Source organism: Pseudomonas sp. NPDC078416, assembly GCF_050268485.1.
In the GTDB taxonomy this organism is placed as follows: Bacteria; Pseudomonadota; Gammaproteobacteria; order Pseudomonadales; family Pseudomonadaceae; genus Aquipseudomonas.
In genome coordinates, this window is record NZ_JBNNGV010000019.1 from 92149 (window position 1) to 108126 (window position 15978).

At 61.8% G+C, this 15978-nt stretch carries 16 protein-coding genes and 2 pseudogenes; 16 read left to right on the forward strand and 2 right to left on the reverse strand.

The window, feature by feature from the left end; translation table 11 throughout:
- Window positions 1–57: 57 nt before the first annotated feature.
- The gene (locus tag ACQKEN_RS17265) at window positions 58–2280 is read left to right on the forward strand and encodes a TonB-dependent siderophore receptor (protein ID WP_427687306.1); all 2223 of its coding nucleotides are present in this window, start codon (window positions 58–60) and stop codon (window positions 2278–2280) included.
- Window positions 2281–2325: 45 nt separating this feature from the next.
- On the opposite strand, the gene ACQKEN_RS17270 is transcribed toward ACQKEN_RS17265, so the two are convergent.
- Entirely contained in the window at window positions 2326–3054 is a 729-nt protein-coding gene (locus ACQKEN_RS17270) for an SOS response-associated peptidase family protein (RefSeq protein WP_427687308.1), read from the reverse strand.
- A 98-nt stretch (window positions 3055–3152) separates the two neighbouring features.
- On the opposite strand from ACQKEN_RS17270, the gene ACQKEN_RS17275 reads away from it, so the two are divergent.
- From ACQKEN_RS17275 to ACQKEN_RS17345, 15 genes and pseudogenes are all read left to right on the forward strand, one after another.
- Window positions 3153–3593 (forward strand): LexA family protein, encoded by a 441-nt coding sequence (locus tag ACQKEN_RS17275; RefSeq protein WP_122625290.1) that lies wholly within the window; start codon window positions 3153–3155, stop codon window positions 3591–3593.
- 110 nt (window positions 3594–3703) lie between these two features.
- Window positions 3704–4673: pseudogene (locus ACQKEN_RS17280) on the forward strand (transglycosylase SLT domain-containing protein); the annotation flags it as partial.
- Window positions 4674–5924: 1251 nt separating this feature from the next.
- Window positions 5925–6791 carry a sigma 54-interacting transcriptional regulator gene (locus tag ACQKEN_RS17285; protein ID WP_427687311.1) on the forward strand — a complete coding sequence of 289 codons (867 nt, stop codon included), beginning with the start codon at window positions 5925–5927 and terminating at the stop codon, window positions 6789–6791.
- A 148-nt stretch (window positions 6792–6939) separates the two neighbouring features.
- Complete coding sequence (locus ACQKEN_RS17290) at window positions 6940–7848, forward strand: sigma 54-interacting transcriptional regulator (RefSeq protein WP_122536368.1); 909 nt, start codon at window positions 6940–6942, stop codon at window positions 7846–7848.
- A 168-nt stretch (window positions 7849–8016) separates the two neighbouring features.
- Window positions 8017–8346, forward strand: a complete 330-nt coding sequence (locus ACQKEN_RS17295; RefSeq protein ID WP_427687313.1) for a hypothetical protein — start codon at window positions 8017–8019, stop codon at window positions 8344–8346.
- A gap of 53 nt (window positions 8347–8399) precedes the next feature.
- Window positions 8400–9452 (forward strand): type III secretion system effector HrpZ, encoded by a 1053-nt coding sequence (locus ACQKEN_RS17300; protein WP_427687315.1) that lies wholly within the window; start codon window positions 8400–8402, stop codon window positions 9450–9452.
- A gap of 41 nt (window positions 9453–9493) precedes the next feature.
- The gene (gene sctI / locus ACQKEN_RS17305; protein ID WP_065989211.1) at window positions 9494–9868 is read left to right on the forward strand and encodes a type III secretion system inner rod subunit SctI; all 375 of its coding nucleotides are present in this window, start codon (window positions 9494–9496) and stop codon (window positions 9866–9868) included.
- Between the two features lie 9 nt (window positions 9869–9877).
- Window positions 9878–10681: a type III secretion system inner membrane ring lipoprotein SctJ gene (gene sctJ / locus ACQKEN_RS17310; RefSeq protein ID WP_427687317.1), complete on the forward strand. Its 804-nt coding sequence runs from the start codon at window positions 9878–9880 to the stop codon at window positions 10679–10681.
- Window positions 10681–11223 carry a type III secretion protein gene (locus ACQKEN_RS17315; protein WP_427687319.1) on the forward strand — a complete coding sequence of 181 codons (543 nt, stop codon included), beginning with the start codon at window positions 10681–10683 and terminating at the stop codon, window positions 11221–11223. Before sctJ ends, ACQKEN_RS17315 begins: the two co-directional genes overlap by 1 nt.
- Before the next feature lie 38 nt (window positions 11224–11261).
- Window positions 11262–11843, forward strand: coding sequence for a type III secretion system stator protein SctL (gene sctL / locus ACQKEN_RS17320; RefSeq protein ID WP_427687336.1), 582 nt, complete (start codon window positions 11262–11264; stop codon window positions 11841–11843).
- 90 nt (window positions 11844–11933) lie between these two features.
- Window positions 11934–12158 (forward strand): type III secretion protein, encoded by a 225-nt coding sequence (locus tag ACQKEN_RS17325; RefSeq protein WP_133777273.1) that lies wholly within the window; start codon window positions 11934–11936, stop codon window positions 12156–12158.
- On the forward strand, window positions 12145–12573 hold the full coding sequence (locus tag ACQKEN_RS17330) for a type III secretion protein (protein WP_205484174.1): 429 nt from the start codon (window positions 12145–12147) through the stop codon (window positions 12571–12573). Before ACQKEN_RS17325 ends, ACQKEN_RS17330 begins: the two co-directional genes overlap by 14 nt.
- Before the next feature lies 1 nt (window position 12574).
- Window positions 12575–14680, forward strand: a complete 2106-nt coding sequence (sctC, locus tag ACQKEN_RS17335; RefSeq protein ID WP_427687322.1) for a type III secretion system outer membrane ring subunit SctC — start codon at window positions 12575–12577, stop codon at window positions 14678–14680.
- A complete protein-coding gene (hrpT, locus tag ACQKEN_RS17340) occupies window positions 14677–14880 on the forward strand; it encodes an HrpT family type III secretion system protein (RefSeq protein WP_074891941.1) in 204 nt (67 codons plus the stop codon). The genes sctC and hrpT overlap by 4 nt, the downstream gene beginning before the upstream one ends.
- Window positions 14881–14882: 2 nt before the next feature.
- Complete coding sequence (locus ACQKEN_RS17345; RefSeq protein ID WP_427687324.1) at window positions 14883–15242, forward strand: type III secretion protein HrpV; 360 nt, start codon at window positions 14883–14885, stop codon at window positions 15240–15242.
- A gap of 642 nt (window positions 15243–15884) precedes the next feature.
- Here the strand turns inward: ACQKEN_RS17345 and ACQKEN_RS17350 are convergent.
- Window positions 15885–15977, reverse strand: a pseudogene (locus tag ACQKEN_RS17350) (alkaline phosphatase family protein); the annotation flags it as partial.
- Between the last annotated feature and the right edge of the window lies 1 nt (window position 15978).

The following is a 15978-nucleotide window of genomic DNA, read 5'->3' on the forward strand; positions in this document are numbered from 1 at the left end:
TCTTCAGGGTGCCGTGCCGCAGATCAGCACGCCTTCGTCTTCTCCAGGAAGCACCCGATGCTACGTCCCGCCCTGCCAGCCTTGTCGGCACTCGTCGCCCTTGGTTTCTCCAGCCATTCCTTTGCAGCGCCGGTGCAGCAGGACTCGCCTGATCAGCCATCGGCAACATCGCTCGCTCAACCCGGCAGTGCCAGCAACAACTCGGCGCCGGGCGCAGTCGCGCTGGAAGGTCTGAGCATCAACGCCGATTACGGCCTCGCGGGGCAGGCGACCACGGAGAGTTCGGGCTCGTACACAACGGGTTCCATGAACACGGCGACCAAGCTGCCGCTGTCGATTCGCGAGACGCCGCAGTCGGTGAGTGTGATCACCCGCCAGCGCATGGACGATCAGGGCATGAATGACCTGAACGACGTGGTGAAATACGCACCCGGCGTGACGTTGCACCGAACGGCGTCGGACCGTCAGGAGTTTCTGGCGCGCGGTTTCAAGATCGACAACATCATGTACGACGGCCTGCCGAGCAGCATCAGCGCCTACACCCAGGACGTGATTTCCGGCGCGGACCTGGCCATGTATGACCGCGTCGAAGTGGTTCGCGGTGCGACGGGCCTGATGACCGGTGCGGGCAGCCCGGCGGCGACGCTGAACCTGGTGCGCAAGCGCCCGACCGCCGTGCCGCAGGTGAGCGTGACCACCAGCGCCGGCAGTTGGGACCGGTACCGCACCGAAGTCGATGCGTCGAACAAGCTCAACGATTCCGGCACCGTTCGCGGCCGGGTGGTGGCGGCGTACGAAGACGACAAGAGCTTCTCCGACATCCGCAAGAATCAGCGCCAGACCTTTTACGGCATTCTCGAAGCCGACCTGAACGACTCGACCACCTGGACCGTCGGCGCGTCGAAGCAGCGTGACGACAACACCTCGGACTGGGGCGGTCTGCCCAGCGGTCCGAACGGCGAAGACCTGCACCTCAAGCGTTCGACGTTCCTCAGCAACGACTGGTCGTACTGGAACAAAGACAACATCATGTTCTTCACCGACGTCACGCACCGTTTCGACAACGGCTGGTCGGCCAAGCTGGCGGGGCAGAAGATCTGGGCCGAGGCGGATACCTTCTCCAGCTACGTCGGCAACTACGACGGTCTGGGCTTTCAGCAGTACCACGGCAAGTACCGCGACGACGATGACCAGACCAACCTCGATGCGTCCCTCAGCGGGCCGTTTCAGATGTTCGGTCGCGAGCATGAACTGGTCGTGGGCGTGAGCCACCGGCAGGAGAAGTTTCACCAGTGGGGCGGCTGGACCGACGGCACGCCGATCGACCTCTACAACCCGACCCACTCAGTGACCAAACCTGACGTCGACACCAGCCTGTACGAAACCCGCAACGCCGCCACTGAAGAAGGCGTTTACGCCGTGGCGCGCCTGAACCCCATCGACCCGCTGCATGTCATCCTCGGCAGCCGCGTCAGTTGGTATGACTTCGACAATCGCGTCGGCAGTGGCGATTACAAGGTGGTCCGCGAAGTCACGCCGTACGCCGGCGTCATCTACGACCTGAACGACACGTACTCGGCCTACGCCAGTTACACCGAAATCTTCAAGCCGCAGACCGAGATGGACTCCTCGCGCTCGGTATTGAAGCCGATGACCGGCAAGAACTACGAGATCGGCCTGAAGGGCGAGTACTTCGACGGCGCGCTGAATGCGTCGGTGGCGCTGTTTGAGATGGAGCAGGAAAACCGCGCGTATCTGCTACAGGACCAGAATTCCACCAATTGCCCGAGCTTCCCGGCGTCCAGCTGCTACGGCGCAGCGGGCAAAGTGCGCAGCCGCGGGATAGACACCGAACTGAGCGGCGCGCTGACGCCGGACTGGCAGTTCTCGGCGTCCTACACTTACGTGCTGAGCCAGTTTGTCGAAGACGGCACCAAAAGCAACGAAGGCAAACTGTTCGCCCCAGAACAGCCGAAGCATCTGTTCAAGGCCGCGACCAGCTACACCTTGCCGGGCGAGCTGCACAAATGGCGAGTGGGGGCGGACGTGCTGGCCCAGAGCAAGACCTTCAACCGCGTCGGCGACGGCCAGGCGGATCAGGACGCTTACGGCATCGTCGGCCTGATGGCCGGCTACAAGCTGAACGAGCACTGGGACGGCCGGGTCAACGTCAACAACCTGTTCGACACCCGTTACTGGCAGGGCATCCCGACAAACTCGGGCACCGGCGTTTACGGCGATCCGCGCAACCTGATGTTCTCGGTGAAGTGGACGCTCTGATCACTCGCCGTACCCGGCACATCGTTTGATCGCAACGCACTGCGATCAAAGGTCCTCGGCCTGATCTTCCGCCAGCAAATCGAGCCCGGCCAAGGGCTCGATCAGCTGCGCGCCTTCGTTGCGCACATTCCCGACGTCCTTGCCCACGGCATGCCAGTGAAAATCGCTGACCGGCCGGCAGCCTTCCTGGGCGATTTGCACGAGCCGTGACGCTGGCGTCTGCGGGGCGACCCATTCCCGGGCCAGCTCGGACGTCAGTACCAGCGGGCGGCGGTCGTGGATGTCGAGCATGCCGGCGTCGCTCGCTGCGGTGATGATGACGAAACCATCGCGTTCGTCCGGCTCAAGGCCGGGCCTGACCTGTCCCAGTGCGGCGAAGTACATCGGTCCCTGGTCTTTTAAATGGATGAAGTACGGCTGCTTGCGCTTCGAGTCGTTCGGGTCTTTGACCCATTCATACCAGCCGTTTGCCGGGGCCAAGGCGCGACCGTTTGGCCACAGGTCCTTGAAGAACTTGCCGGTCATCACCGTTTCGACCCGCGCATTGATCGGGTCGGGCCGTTTGCCTTTCGCCCAGTGGGGCGACCAGCCCCAGCGTACTTTGTCGACGCTCAGGCCGTCAGCCACCGGACGGATGATCTCGACGCGGGTGGTCGGCGCGACGTTGTAACGCTCGATGGGCCAGAGATCATAGCCGTTGATTACCAACTGCTCTGGCGCCAGCGTCTTGAGGTAATGGTCCATTGGCTCGTAGATCGAGTAGCGTCCGCACATGTGTCACCCGTCGAATTTTCCTGCTTACCAGATTGACCGCACGCGGCTGAGAACGTTAACTGTATATACGTACAGTTAACAAACACAAGGTCAGTCCCATGAGTGTCACCATCCTTGGCCGGTTGTCGGCGGCGGGCGAGCGGTTTCCCCTTTATGCCTTTCAAGTCCCGGCAGGTTTTCCCTCGCCGGCGGCCGATCACATCGAGCGGCACATCTCGCTGGACGAGTTGTTCGATATCCGCGCCCCCCATGTCTATCTCGTGAAAATAGAAGGCGACAGCATGCAGGGCGCGGGCATCTATTGCGGCGATCTGGTGATCGTCGACCGCAGCCTGTACGCCGAGCATGGCGACATTGTCATCGCCGCGCTGAATACCGAGCCGGTCTGCAAGCGCCTGCACATGCGGGGCAACGAGGTCATCCTTAAATCCGAGAACAGCAAATACCCGCCGCGTTACGTCATGGAAGGCGACGAGCTGCTGATCTGGGGCGTGGTGAAATACAGCGTTCGCGATCACGACAAGGTGATGCATTCGTGATGGCGAGGCTTTCTCTATAAGGAAGGGTGGAGAGGGTGTGGATGCACGGGCGTGTTGGAACCATTCAGGCGCCCGTACCACACAGCATAAACCTCTCAGGATGACCTCCAATGCCGCCTGCCTTCCGCCCGTACCCGGGCGCGTTGCGTGTCGTTCGACCGATGCGCATCGCTTCACTGACTGTCGCGATGTTGTGTGCCGGTTGCCAGTCTTACGGGCCGCCCGAGGCGAGTACCGAACGCACGCCGCGCCTGGTGGCGGGGCTCCATCGCAGCGAAGAGCCGGTGGCTTCGCGGCCGACGCAACCCTACGACGGCAGTGATATCTGGCAGCGGATGGGACAGGACTTCCGCCTGGCCGACGACAACGGCGTCAACGAACGCATCGTGCGGCAGCGCAACTGGCTGCTGGGCAACGCAGGCTTCATCCGCACTGCCAGTCAGCGGGCCAGCCCGTATTTGCATTTCATCGTCGAAACCCTGGATCAACGCGCGATGCCGGCCGAGCTGGCCTTGTTGCCGATCATCGAAAGCGCCTACAACCCCAAAGCCAACTCGATCCGTGACGCGGCCGGCCTGTGGCAGTTCATGGCCGCCACCGGGCGCGATTTCGACCTGCGTCAGACTGCCTGGTATGACGGACGCCGGGACGTGGTGGCGTCCAGCAAAGCGGCGATGGATTACCTGACGCGTCTGCACGGCCAGTTCGGCGGCGACTGGCTGCTGGCGATGGCGGCGTATAACGCAGGGGAGGGCACGGTGAGCCGGGCCATCGACGCGAATCAGCGAAAAGGTTTGCCCACCGATTACTGGCACTTGAGCCTGCCGAAGGAAACCCAGGATTACGTGCCGCGCCTGCTGGCGCTGTCGTTGCTGGTGCGCGAACCCGAGACCTATGGCGTGAAGCTCAGCCCGGTGGCCAATGCGCCGTATTTCACCGTGCTGGAGCTGGCGCGGCCGGTGGATCTGGAGCGCCTCGCCGTCAGTGCCGGCATTGATCGCTCGGTACTGTTGAACCTCAATCCGGCGTTTCTACGCAAAAAAACCGTCGACGGACCCTCTCGCCTGCTGGTGCCTCGCGACCAGTTCGAGCAGCTTTCCGCCACCCTGGGCAAGATGACCGACGACGTCATGCACGGTAACGAGGCACTGGCGTTCAGCACAGCCACGGCGTCAGCGGAGATCGTGCGTCCCTGACACACCCTTTCAGCCGCGAGGTTGTCCGCCTCGGGCCCATTTTTGGCAGCAACCGGTTCCCCGTGTGTCGGAGCGGATACACATTTGCGCGCCTGCTGTTCACGCCCCATCGACCCGCGCCAGTCGGGTCAGACGTATTCAAGCAATCAATTAACGAAAATTTCACCGAACTTTTCGGGCGTTGTGTAAAAGCGCTGATACATCCTCGCCAGCTGCCGCCTAAGACACAATTAGAAACATCCACCTCGACGGCTTGATGGGAGCCTCGGTTCTGTTAGCTCGGCCTGATAAGCCATCTTCCGCCGCAACGAGTAGTTGGATCCTGTTATCGGATCTGTATGGATGCGCAAACCTTTGCTTTGCTTTTAATCGTCCAGATGAGAAGAGGCGTGATGCCCGACCCCCTAAATTCAAGGGGTCTGGACCTATACGCGAGAGTACAGTAAAGCGTGTTCGGAAAACCGAGTTGAAGCAGTCGGATTTCCGAACGTAGTTAAACTAACGGTTCTTTAAACTAACAGTCTGTCTGCAAGCAGTCCGGCAACTTTGAGTGTGCACGTTTAGTTATATAAGTTTTCGGGGAGGGCGGCATATAAGTCTGGCGAAAAAGTTAGTTCTTCTTAATAGCAAGCGCAAGCGCATATTTATGAGGCGGCGGCCGGGCGCGCATGATGAATAACGGCGAGTGTGAAGCTGTTTGAATAAGCGTGCTTGAGCGTCAACAGCCACCCGACAGGTGAGGCGACCAGACAGAGCGAGAGGGAATGCACCATGGCAGAGCATAACCTGATGATTGTTAAGCTATTGTGATGCAAGCGTCAGGCGGGCCGGGCCTTTGGCAGCGCGCGTATGTCATCGTCCAGTCGGGGGCAAGGGACAATTTTAAATAGTCGTTTGAATGTTTCGCGGATAATTAGTTGTCGGCGTCAATAAAGTCAAAGTGCTATCACCGAGGCGTTGTGAAGTAGGTCTCACCGTGTTGGGGAACTAAATTTAATTATTGCTGCCTTTGGAATGCGTGGTATTAATAAATCGCTTGCTCCCACTACGAGAGGTATCGATGAAAGAAGAAATCGATGTAAGCGACTGTTCCTGTCAGCCCGGAAATGTGGCACTGGATATCCAGCAGATAGCATTGAATACCGCAAACCTGAGTATGGATTTGCTGCTGTGCGGGGAGACTGGAACAGGCAAGGATACGCTGGCCAAACGTATTCACGACTTGTCCGGTCGGACAGGTTCTTTCATTGGCATGAACTGCGCGGCTATTCCGGAATCCCTTGCGGAAAGTCAGTTGTTCGGGGTTGTGAATGGCGCGTATACCGGCGTCAATCGGTCCCGGGAGGGGTACATCGAAGCGGCCTGCGGCGGCACGCTGTACCTGGACGAGATCGACAGCATGCCGCTGAGCCTGCAGGCCAAGCTGCTGCGGATTCTGGAAACCCGGGGCATCGAGCGATTGGGGTCGACCGATTTCATTCCGGTGGACCTTCGGGTCATCGCCTCGGCGCAGCGCCCTCTGGATGAACTCGTGGAACAAGGGCTTTTTCGTCGCGACCTGTTTTTTCGGCTCAATGTGCTGACCATTCAAATGCCAGCCTTGCGCAAGCGTCGCGAACAGATCCTGCCGTTGTTCGACCAGTTCACCCAGCAAGTCGCCGCCGATTTCGGTTGCCCGGTCGCCGAGCTGGACAATCGTCTGGTACAGGTGCTCCTCAGCCATTCATGGCCCGGCAACATTCGCGAACTGAAGTCTGCCGCCAAACGTTTCGTGCTGGGCTTCCCGCTGCTGGGCGGCGATGCACCGGCGGATCGCGATCTGGAAACGGGGTTGAAGACCCAGCTGCGGGTCATCGAAAGGATGCTCATCGAAGACGCGCTCAAGCGTCACAAACACAGCCTGGAAGCGGTGGTGCAGGAGCTCGAAATTCCCCGGCGCACCTTGTATCACCGGATGAAAGAGCTGGGCATGAACGATGCGGAAGAAGCGGCGATTTCGTAGGACCGGCTAAAGCCGGTCCTACAAAAGCGAGTCCCGCCCTGAGTCCCCAAATACCTGTCCCACCAAGCGCGCTGTCTCGCAATGGACGCCTCGCAGCCAATCTCGCGCAGCCAAATGTCGCGTAACCCTGAACTACCAGAGGTCGTGGATGAGTGTGTACGAGTTATTCGATGAGCAACTGGAGGACGACCATCAGGTGCCGAACCTGCGGGTAGTGGCCCGCAGTCTGGGTCAGTTGGGGATCGACCTGCTGCTGTCAGGCGAAACCGGCACTGGCAAGGACACCGTCGCCAGCCGGATTCACGCGCTGTCCGGTCGCAAGGGCCGGCTGGTCGCGATGAACTGCGCGGCCATCCCGGAATCCCTGGCCGAGAGCGAGCTGTTCGGCGTGGTCAGCGGCGCCTACACCGGTGCGGATCGGGCGCGGGTCGGCTATATCGAAGCGGCTCAGGGTGGCACGTTGTACCTCGACGAGATCGACAGCATGCCCCTGAGCCTGCAAGCCAAACTCCTGCGGGTGCTGGAAACGCGCTCGGTCGAGCGGCTCGGTTCGACAACACCGATTGCGCTGGACGTCTGCGTCATCGCCTCGGCCCAGCGCTCCCTCGACGAGATGGTCGAGCAGGGACGCTTTCGCCGTGATCTGTATTTCCGCCTCAACGTACTGACCGTCACCCTGGCGCCGCTGCGCGAGCAGCGGGCACGCATCCTGCCGCTGTTCGCCCGCTTCGCGGAGGCCGCAGCGCAGGAATCAGGTATTCCGGTGCCCGAAACCACGGGTGTGCTGCGCCACGTCCTCCTCAACCACGACTGGCCGGGCAATATTCGCGAACTGAAATCAGCGGCCAAGCGTCACGTCATGGGTTTTCCGCTGCTGGGCGGTGAGTCCGGCGAGGAGGGCGAGTCATCGGGCCTGAAATCGCAGTTGCGGGTGATCGAAAAAGCGCTGATTCAGGCGGCGCTCAAGCGTCACAACAACAGCGTCGAGGCCGTGAGCCAGGAGCTCGACATCCCCCGTCGCACGCTCTACCACCGCATGAAAGAACTCGACGTCTGACGCCGCTCAGCCCGTCGCTTCTGGCGACACCCCCCCGTTTACACAGCCAGAGCCGCAGCTTCCGGCCCATCCCGAATTTTATTGAGCCACATGGGGAACCGATTCTGAGGTGCGGGCCACCCATTGGCACCAAGCACTTTCGCTGGTGATGACTCAGGAGTGTTCGACATGAATCCAATCTCAATGGTCGGTGGTTTGGCCAACAGCGCGATCAATGCGGGCGGGCAAATGACTCAGCAAGCAGCCAGCGCTGTGACCAATGTCAAGCAGGAAGGCCAGATTACCGACGCGGCCGGCCCTTCCAAGGCCGAAGCGGCACAAAGCGCCGCTACCGAAAAGGCCGATGCCAGCCAGGCGCGCCTGATTGCCATGCAGACCGAAGCCGACATCCGCAAGCAGACCAACGACGTCCTCAGCGCTATCCGTTCCGGCAAGGAAGACAGCGCCAACAAGGCGATCAGCGCCGAAGCGCAGAACGCCAAGGGCATCAGCTACTGATCGGTCCGAGCGCCCCCTGAAAAGGGGGGCATCCACCTGAGGATGGAGGTTTCATGCTAAGTCTCAATGCCAATACCAATCCGCTGCAAAGCCTGCACATCGGCACCGTTGTTTCCCAGCCGACGCTGGGCAGCGACAAGACCCCGCAGTCGCTCAAGGACGTGATCGATCAGCTCGCTCAGGCGCTGACCAAAGGCGGGCACCTGGACAAGGAATCGCCGCTGGGCCAGATGGTCGGCAAGCAGATGGAAAAGAACAATCCGTTGGCGTCTTTGATCGGCGGCAATCCGGACATGATCAAGGCCGCATTGGGTGACCTGATCAAAGACAAGCTGGGCGACAACTTTGGTGCCGCAGCCGATGCGGGCCAGTCGGGTGCCGGCGCGCCGGACCTGATGTCGCAGACCCTCAACGGTCTGGCCAAGGCGTCCCTGGATGATCTGCTGACCAAGACGGACAACGGCACAACCTTCTCCAAGGAAGACATGCCGCTGCTGGACAAAGTCGCCGAATTCATGGACCAGCGCACGGCCCAGGATCCGGTCAAATTCCCGGCACCGGACTCGGGCTCCTGGAAGAACGAACTCACGGCTGAGGGCGACGACTTCCTCGACGGCAAAGAGACCGCTGACTTCCGTTCTGCGCTCGATTCTCTGGGTGGTCAACTCGGTCAGCAACAGAACGGCCTCAGTGATGCCGGCGGCGGATCGCCATTGGGTAACCCGGTGAGCAGCCTTTCCCCCGCTGATTCATCGGGCGGCGCTGCGCAGACCCCGAACAGCGTGAATCAAGACCTCGGCCAACTGCTCGGCGATCTGCTGCAGAAGGGCGTCAACGCCAGCGTCGGCGGCGGCCTCGGCACACCGATGAACGACGCGTCTCAGTCCGGCGGTGCCGGCAACAGCGTGACCCAGGACCTGGGGCAATTGCTCAGCGGCCTGATCAAGAAAGGCCTTGAAGCTGAACAAAACGGTGCCGGCGTCAGTGGCGCAGGTGGGCAAAACCCGTTCGCCCAGCACGATCAGCAAAACATGCTGGCCCAGGCTGCTTCCGCCCTTGTCTCGGCATTGGTGGGCGGCGGTAGCAATAGCAACAACCTTTCCTGAAGCAAACCGTACGCATCGACACCGTCTGCCGGAGATCGCCCGTGACCCTTTCCAATGTCAACCAACTCAAATCGCCGTCCACCGATCTTGAGCCGCGCCTGGATCAGGGATTGGTCAGCGGGCCTTCGCAGGCGGACGTCGATCTGTTCAACGCCGCGATGCGCCCTGAACTGTCGATGCAGCAGAGTCATTTGTCCGAACAGATCGCCAGTGCGTTGTCGGAACGTCTTGGCGCCACCGACAAGCTCTCGCAGCAAGCGGCGCGCAAGATGAAACGAGCGTCCACCACCGATGACCCGCTGGAAATTTCCCAGATGAGCCGGTCGCTGTCGCAGTACTCGCTGCAGATGGCGCTGACCACCAAAGTCGTCAGCAAGAGCGCCCAGGCCCTCGATAAATTGACCAACCTGCAGTAGAGGCATGCCGTGAACTACCTGACTGCGGGACTGATCTGCCTGATGCTGTTGCTCAGCGGGTGCAGTGATGACACGGACCTGTTCACCGGGATGTCCGAGCAGGATTCCAATGACGTGATCGCCAGCCTCGCCGACCAGCACATTGACGCGCGCAAGCGCAGCGAGAAGACCGGCGTGGTCATCAGCGTCCCGACCGCCGAGATCAATCGCGCGGTGCGCATCCTCGATGCCGCCGGGCTGCCGCGCCGTTCGCGCACCAGCCTGGGTGAAATCTTCAAGAAGGAAGGGGTGATTTCCACACCGCTGGAAGAGCGCGCGCGGTACATCTACGCCTTGTCCCAGGAGCTGGAGGCGACGCTGTCGCAGATCGACGGGGTGATCGTCGCCCGGGTGCATGTCGTGCTGCCCGAACGCATCGCGCCGGGCGAACCGGTGCAGCCAGCGTCGGCGGCGGTGTTCATCAAACACACCGCGGCCCTCGACCCCGACAGCGTGCGCGGGCGTATTCAGCAAATGGTCGCCAGCAGCATTCCCGGCATGTCCGGTGAGCCTTTGGATTCGAAGAAATTCGCCATCGTGTTCGTGCCGGCGGCGGAGTTTCAGGACACCGAACGGCTGGTGAATTTCGGGCCGTTTCTGGTGGACAGCGCCAATGTCGACTTCTGGAATCGCATGCTGTGGCTCGCGCCGTTTGCTGCGCTGCTCCTGATTGCCTTGATCGTGTTGATGCTGCGCGGCGACTGGCGCAATGCGCTGCTGCAACGCATCGGCCTGCGCCGCAGTGCCCGGACGAGCATGCCGGTGCGGGCGTAATGCTCAGCGCCGAGGAGCACTGGATTCGTTGGTGGTGCGCGCCCTGGGAATGGGCCCATGCCGACTGGATCGACGTGTTCGCCGACCATTGCGGCATGACCCGCGAGGATTGCACCGAATTGCTCGGCACTCGCCACGACGTGTTTCTGCACAGCGTCGGCGTAGTCCCGAGCCAACCGCCGCCCCCCGTTGAATCGCTGATGCAATGGCTGCAACTGGATGAGGCGCAGCAGCAGCGGGCGCTGTCCCTGGCGGGCCGAATCTGTTTCGGCCAGGGCACGCAGGCCAGCGCTGACGACGCCGGGCAGGTGCATGAGCCTTGGTGTCGCGCGGTGGCCAAGGCGTTGCGGCCCGGGTTGTGGCTGGACGCCTCGGTGAACGATGCGCGCGTTTTGCTGGCGGCGTGGACGGGCGAGCCTTGCTGGTCGCGGCTGCGCCTGTCATGGGCGCCGGATGCCTTGCCGCCACCCTGCGCCGAGCTGCCCGAGAACAAGTTGCAAACCCTGTGGCACTCGGTGTTATGGCGGGTGACGACGCCTTGATGATTGCAGTTACCCCCATTGTCCTTCAGGAGCTGAACATGCTCGCCAAGCGTCGTCTCGTGTTGTCTTCCTCCGCCGTGCTGGTCACCGACATCCTGCGGCGCGAAGACCTGGCCGGTACCGTGCTCGCCGCCGAAGTGCTGGACAACGCCCGCGCTGAAGCTGAGCAGATTCTCGCTGCTGCCCACGCTCAGGCGCAGCACGAAAAGGATCAGGCGCTGGCGCAGTTCTGGGACAGTGCCAACGGTTTTCTGCAGCAGCTTGAGCAGCAGCGATCGGCTCTGGCGCAGGAATCCATGGCGGCTGTAGAAGCCCTGCTTAATGAGGCGCTCGCCGAGTTGCTCGACCAGACCAGCCTCGCGGAACGCAGTCGCGCGCTGATGAGGAATCTTGCCGCCGGCCAGACCGTCGAAACCAGGGCCGCGCTCAGCGCTCATCCGGCCATGCTCGACAGCCTCGGCGAGTGGTTGTCGGCCAGTCGCTTCGCTGATCACTGGCAGCTAAAGAGTGACCCGGCGATGGCGCCGGAGACCCTGCGCCTGAGCGATGCCAACGGCGCGTTCGACATCGACTGGGACAGCTTGCGCCGTGGGCTCGCGAGCCCTTCGGCGCATTCATGAGTTTTTCTTGACCCGGTTGTGACGGTTGATGGAACCGGAGCGGCCGCCGGTTCCACTCAGGGGGTGAATCCCTCAGTTGGAGCCACCGGCATGATCAGTTTCAAATCCCTGCAAAACCATCTCGATCACTCCTATTCCCGCGCCCAGGACGACATGCAGGACGCCGCCGAAACCGCCTCGGAAAGCGGCAGCATGGAAGACTTTCAGGCGTTCAGCGATGCCTCGCAGCAGACCAACGTCGCCAACATGATTCTCAACGAAGGGCTGCGCGCCAAACACGGCATCACCAAAGCGATCATCGATGGAATTCAGTGAATTCAGCGCGATCCTCGCTCAGTGGTGCGAGCGACGTCCGCTCGCGCCGCTGGACTGCTGGATCGACGACGCCAACGCGCGACTGGCGGTGTCGGGCAACGGCATTCGCCTGAGCCTCGATGTGCTCGATCCCTATGACGGCAGTGACCCGCAGCGCCTCGACGCAGTGCTGACCCAGGGCGGCGCTGGCGTGGCCTGTGCCTGTGAGGGCGGACTGGCCATTGACCCCGACACCCGCTGCGTGGTGTTGGTCAGCTGGATTCCCGACCCCTGTAATCCCACGCAACTGCTCGAACGTCTGGAGCGCCTGGCCAATCAGCGCGCCGCGATGCTCAGCCTCATGCAAACCTCGATTCGCAGCGCGACTGCCTCGTCGTCCCGCTCGACCCTCAAAACCTGGCAACCGGGAGTGTGAAATGCGCAAGGCCTTAATGTGGTTGCCTTTGCTGATGATCGGCATTGGTGCGCCGGCGCTGGCCGCGGTGCCTGACGCCTGGAAACACACCGCCTACGCCTACGATGCGCGGCAGACCGAACTGGCGACTGCCCTGGCAGACTTCGCCAAGGAGTTCGGCATCGGCCTGGACATGCCGGCGATGCCGGGCACGCTGGACGGGCGCATTCGTGCGAAGAACCCCCAGGAATTCCTCGACCGGCTGGGTCAGGAGCATCACTTCCAGTGGTTCGTCTACAACGAAACCCTGTACATCAGCCCGACCAGCGAGCAGACCTCGGCACGGATCGAAGTGTCGCCGGAAGCGGTCGATGACCTGCAGCAGGCGCTGTCCGATGTCGGCCTGCTGGACAAGCGCTTCGGCTGGGGCGCATTGCCCGACGAAGGCGTGGTGCTGGTGCGCGGTCCGGCCAAGTACGTCGACTTCGTGCGCAGTTACAGCAAGAAGGTCGAGGCGCCGGAAAAAGCCGAGAAGCAGGACGTCGTGGTCCTGCCGCTGAAGTACGCCAACGCCGCTGACCGCACCATTCGTTATCGCGATCAGCAACTCACCGTCGCCGGTGTCGCCAGCATTCTTCAGGAGTTGCTGGAAAGCCGCTCCCGTGGCGAGTCCATCAACGGCGTCAACCTGCTGCAAGGGCAGGGCGCAGCCGGCAGTTCGATCAATGGCGGCAACAATTCCTCGGGCTTGAACTACGGCGGCATGCAAGGCCAGGGTTTCGACACCGGCGCCATCGAACAGGGGCTGGACCGGGTGCTGGGTTCCAAGGGCAAACGCGGCGGGTCGTCCAGTGAATCGGCGAGCCGCTCGAAGATCCGCGTCAGCGCCGACGTGCGCAACAACTCGGTGCTGATCTACGACCTGCCCAAGCGCCGGGCGATGTACGAGAAGCTGGTCAAGGAACTGGACACGCCGCGTAACCTGATCGAGATCGACGCGGTGATTCTCGACATCGATCGAAATGAGCTGGCGCAGCTGTCCAGCCGCTGGAATTTCAAGGGCGGCAGCGTGAGCGGCGGCGCCAACCTGTTCGAGCAGGGCACCAGCACCACGTTGTTTATCCAGGATGCCGGGAAGTTTTCGGCAGACCTGCATGCCCTCGAAGGCAACGGCGCGGCGTCGGTGATCGGCAATCCATCGATCCTGACCCTGGAAAACCAGCCGGCGGTGATCGACTTCAGCCGCACCGAATATCTCACCGCCACTTCCGAGCGGGTCGCTGACATTGTGTCGATCACGGCGGGCACCAGCTTGCAGGTGATTCCGCGCTCCCTGGACCAGAATGGCAAATCCCAGGTGCAGCTGATCGTCGACATCGAGGACGGCCAGATCGACACCTCGCAAATCAACGAAGACCAGCCAGCGGTGCGCAAGGGCAACGTCAGCACCCAAGCGGTGATCGCTGAGCATGGTTCACTGGTCATCGGCGGTTTTCATGGGCTGGAAACCACCGACAAGGTCAACAAGATCCCGCTGCTGGGCGACATTCCGGTCATCGGCAAACTGCTGTTCCAGTCCCGCAGTCGCGAGCTGAACCAGCGTGAGCGGCTGTTCATCCTCACGCCGCGGCTGATTGGCGATCAGATCAACCCGGCGCGCTATGTGCAGAACGGCAACCCCCACGACGTCGATGACCAGATGAAGCGCATCAAGGAACGTCGCGACGGTGGCGAACAACCGACCCGTAGCGATGTGCAGAACGCCTTCACCCAGTTGCTCGACGGCGTCACCCCGGTGGGCTTCAACAGCGGCGAGACCTTGCCGTTCGAAGCCGACAGCCTGTGTGATCCGGGTACCGGGCTGACCATGGATCGTCAGCGTTCGCAGTGGTTTACCCGCAAGGATTGGGGCATCGCGGTGGTCGTGGCGCGCAACACCACCAGCAAACCGGTGCGCATCGACGAAAGCCGCTGCGGCGGTCGCTGGGTGATGGGTGTCAGCGCCTGGCCCCATGCGTGGCTGCAGCCGGGGGCGGAGAGTGAGATCTACATCGCCCTGCGCCAGCCGCAGGTGTCGAGCAAGGCCAAACAGAACCGACCTTCGCTGCTCAAGGGGGCTACACGATGAACCTGCGCGGTTTGCTTTTGCTGTTTCTGGTCACCGCCACGCTGGCGGGGTGTGCCACCCATGGGTGTTCGGGTTATTCGTGCAAGCGGCCGGATTCCAATGACCGGGAGCTGGTGATCTGGTGGCCGCCGGACATGCGTCAGGGGATCGATGAGCGTGACCATGAGCAGGATTTTACTGTGGTGCCATTGAAGGACTGAGCATGATTCGGGTATCGGAAAAATCAGCGTTTTACGCCCACGTCGCCGCCGAGCGTGCGGCGATCTGGCCGGTGGCAACGGGCGTTGCGTTTGTCAGTCGACGTGAGCACCGGGACTGGGGCATCGCGCTGCATATCGAGGGCCGGGCCTTGCGCCCGGAGCAGTTGCGCGATGCGTTGGAGCGGCGGTTTTCGCAGGCGGAGTTGTTCAACGATTTCTTTCTGTTTTTGGATGTGCAGCGGGATTTTGTGGTTTGGCATGCGGTGCCGGATGCGCAGGGGGCTGGGGTGAGTCTGGACAGTATTCGTCGGCAGGAGCTGGAGCTGGCGGGGTTGGGGCATCTCAGTGATGTTTTGCAGTGATTCAAGATCCTTAAGATCAAGGGCGTCTGCCTGGGGGCAGACTGTTTCGCCTTCGGCGAGTTACTTGGAAAAGCACCCCAAGTAACCAAGGGTGCCTGCTCCTGGTTTGGCCCTCCTTCGTCGGGTTCCCTCACTCCGACGACGCTCCGTGGGCCCGCGCCGAACGGACATCCCTGTCCTGACGGCGCTCTCGCCGCATCCATGCGGCTCGACCCACTGCGCGTCGTCTACGTTCGGCCTGCACCCAAGTCGCGATGGGTGTCGTTTGGACTTTTTGCGTAGGAAGATCAAGAGCAGATCAAAAGCAGAGCAACAGCTTCCCGGCTGAAGCCGGTCCTACGGGGGCGCCGCCGGGTTCACTGACTGCACGCGTTGCTTTTTAGTGGGACCGGCTTTAGCCGGGAAGAGGCCCGTCCAGGCGCTGATATTTGATCGTCCCCACGCTCCGCGTGGGAATGCATCCTGTGACGCTCCGCGTCACCTCCCAAGGCCTGAATGCGCGTCGTCTGCGGGACGCGGGGCGTCTGGGGCGGCGTTACCACGCGGAGCGTGGGAACGATCGGCGTCATCGTCCTAACTGACGGAACGCATTTTCTGTAGGAGCCGGCTTGCTGGCGAACGCGGTGGGTCAGGTACGAATAGGGACAGCGACGGCAGTTCGCATTCGAGTTTGTACAACGCCGCGCGGCCTGCATTTCGGTAGGCCAGCAAATGCCCCATCGCATGGTGCGCCACG

What these genes read in the sequence shown, in the direction of transcription:
- ACQKEN_RS17265 (WP_427687306.1), top strand. Translation starts at nt 58, where the DNA reads ATGCTACGTCCCGCCCTGCCAGCCTTGTCGGCACTCGTCGCCCTTGGT.
- ACQKEN_RS17270 (WP_427687308.1), bottom strand. Translation starts at nt 3,054, where the DNA reads ATGTGCGGACGCTACTCGATCTACGAGCCAATGGACCATTACCTCAAG.
- ACQKEN_RS17275 (WP_122625290.1), top strand. Translation starts at nt 3,153, where the DNA reads ATGAGTGTCACCATCCTTGGCCGGTTGTCGGCGGCGGGCGAGCGGTTT.
- ACQKEN_RS17290 (WP_122536368.1), top strand. Translation starts at nt 6,940, where the DNA reads ATGAGTGTGTACGAGTTATTCGATGAGCAACTGGAGGACGACCATCAG.
- ACQKEN_RS17295 (WP_427687313.1), top strand. Translation starts at nt 8,017, where the DNA reads ATGAATCCAATCTCAATGGTCGGTGGTTTGGCCAACAGCGCGATCAAT.
- ACQKEN_RS17300 (WP_427687315.1), top strand. Translation starts at nt 8,400, where the DNA reads ATGCTAAGTCTCAATGCCAATACCAATCCGCTGCAAAGCCTGCACATC.
- ACQKEN_RS17315 (WP_427687319.1), top strand. Translation starts at nt 10,681, where the DNA reads ATGCTCAGCGCCGAGGAGCACTGGATTCGTTGGTGGTGCGCGCCCTGG.
- sctL (WP_427687336.1), top strand. Translation starts at nt 11,262, where the DNA reads ATGCTCGCCAAGCGTCGTCTCGTGTTGTCTTCCTCCGCCGTGCTGGTC.
- ACQKEN_RS17325 (WP_133777273.1), top strand. Translation starts at nt 11,934, where the DNA reads ATGATCAGTTTCAAATCCCTGCAAAACCATCTCGATCACTCCTATTCC.
- ACQKEN_RS17330 (WP_205484174.1), top strand. Translation starts at nt 12,145, where the DNA reads ATGGAATTCAGTGAATTCAGCGCGATCCTCGCTCAGTGGTGCGAGCGA.
- sctC (WP_427687322.1), top strand. Translation starts at nt 12,575, where the DNA reads ATGCGCAAGGCCTTAATGTGGTTGCCTTTGCTGATGATCGGCATTGGT.
- hrpT (WP_074891941.1), top strand. Translation starts at nt 14,677, where the DNA reads ATGAACCTGCGCGGTTTGCTTTTGCTGTTTCTGGTCACCGCCACGCTG.
- ACQKEN_RS17345 (WP_427687324.1), top strand. Translation starts at nt 14,883, where the DNA reads ATGATTCGGGTATCGGAAAAATCAGCGTTTTACGCCCACGTCGCCGCC.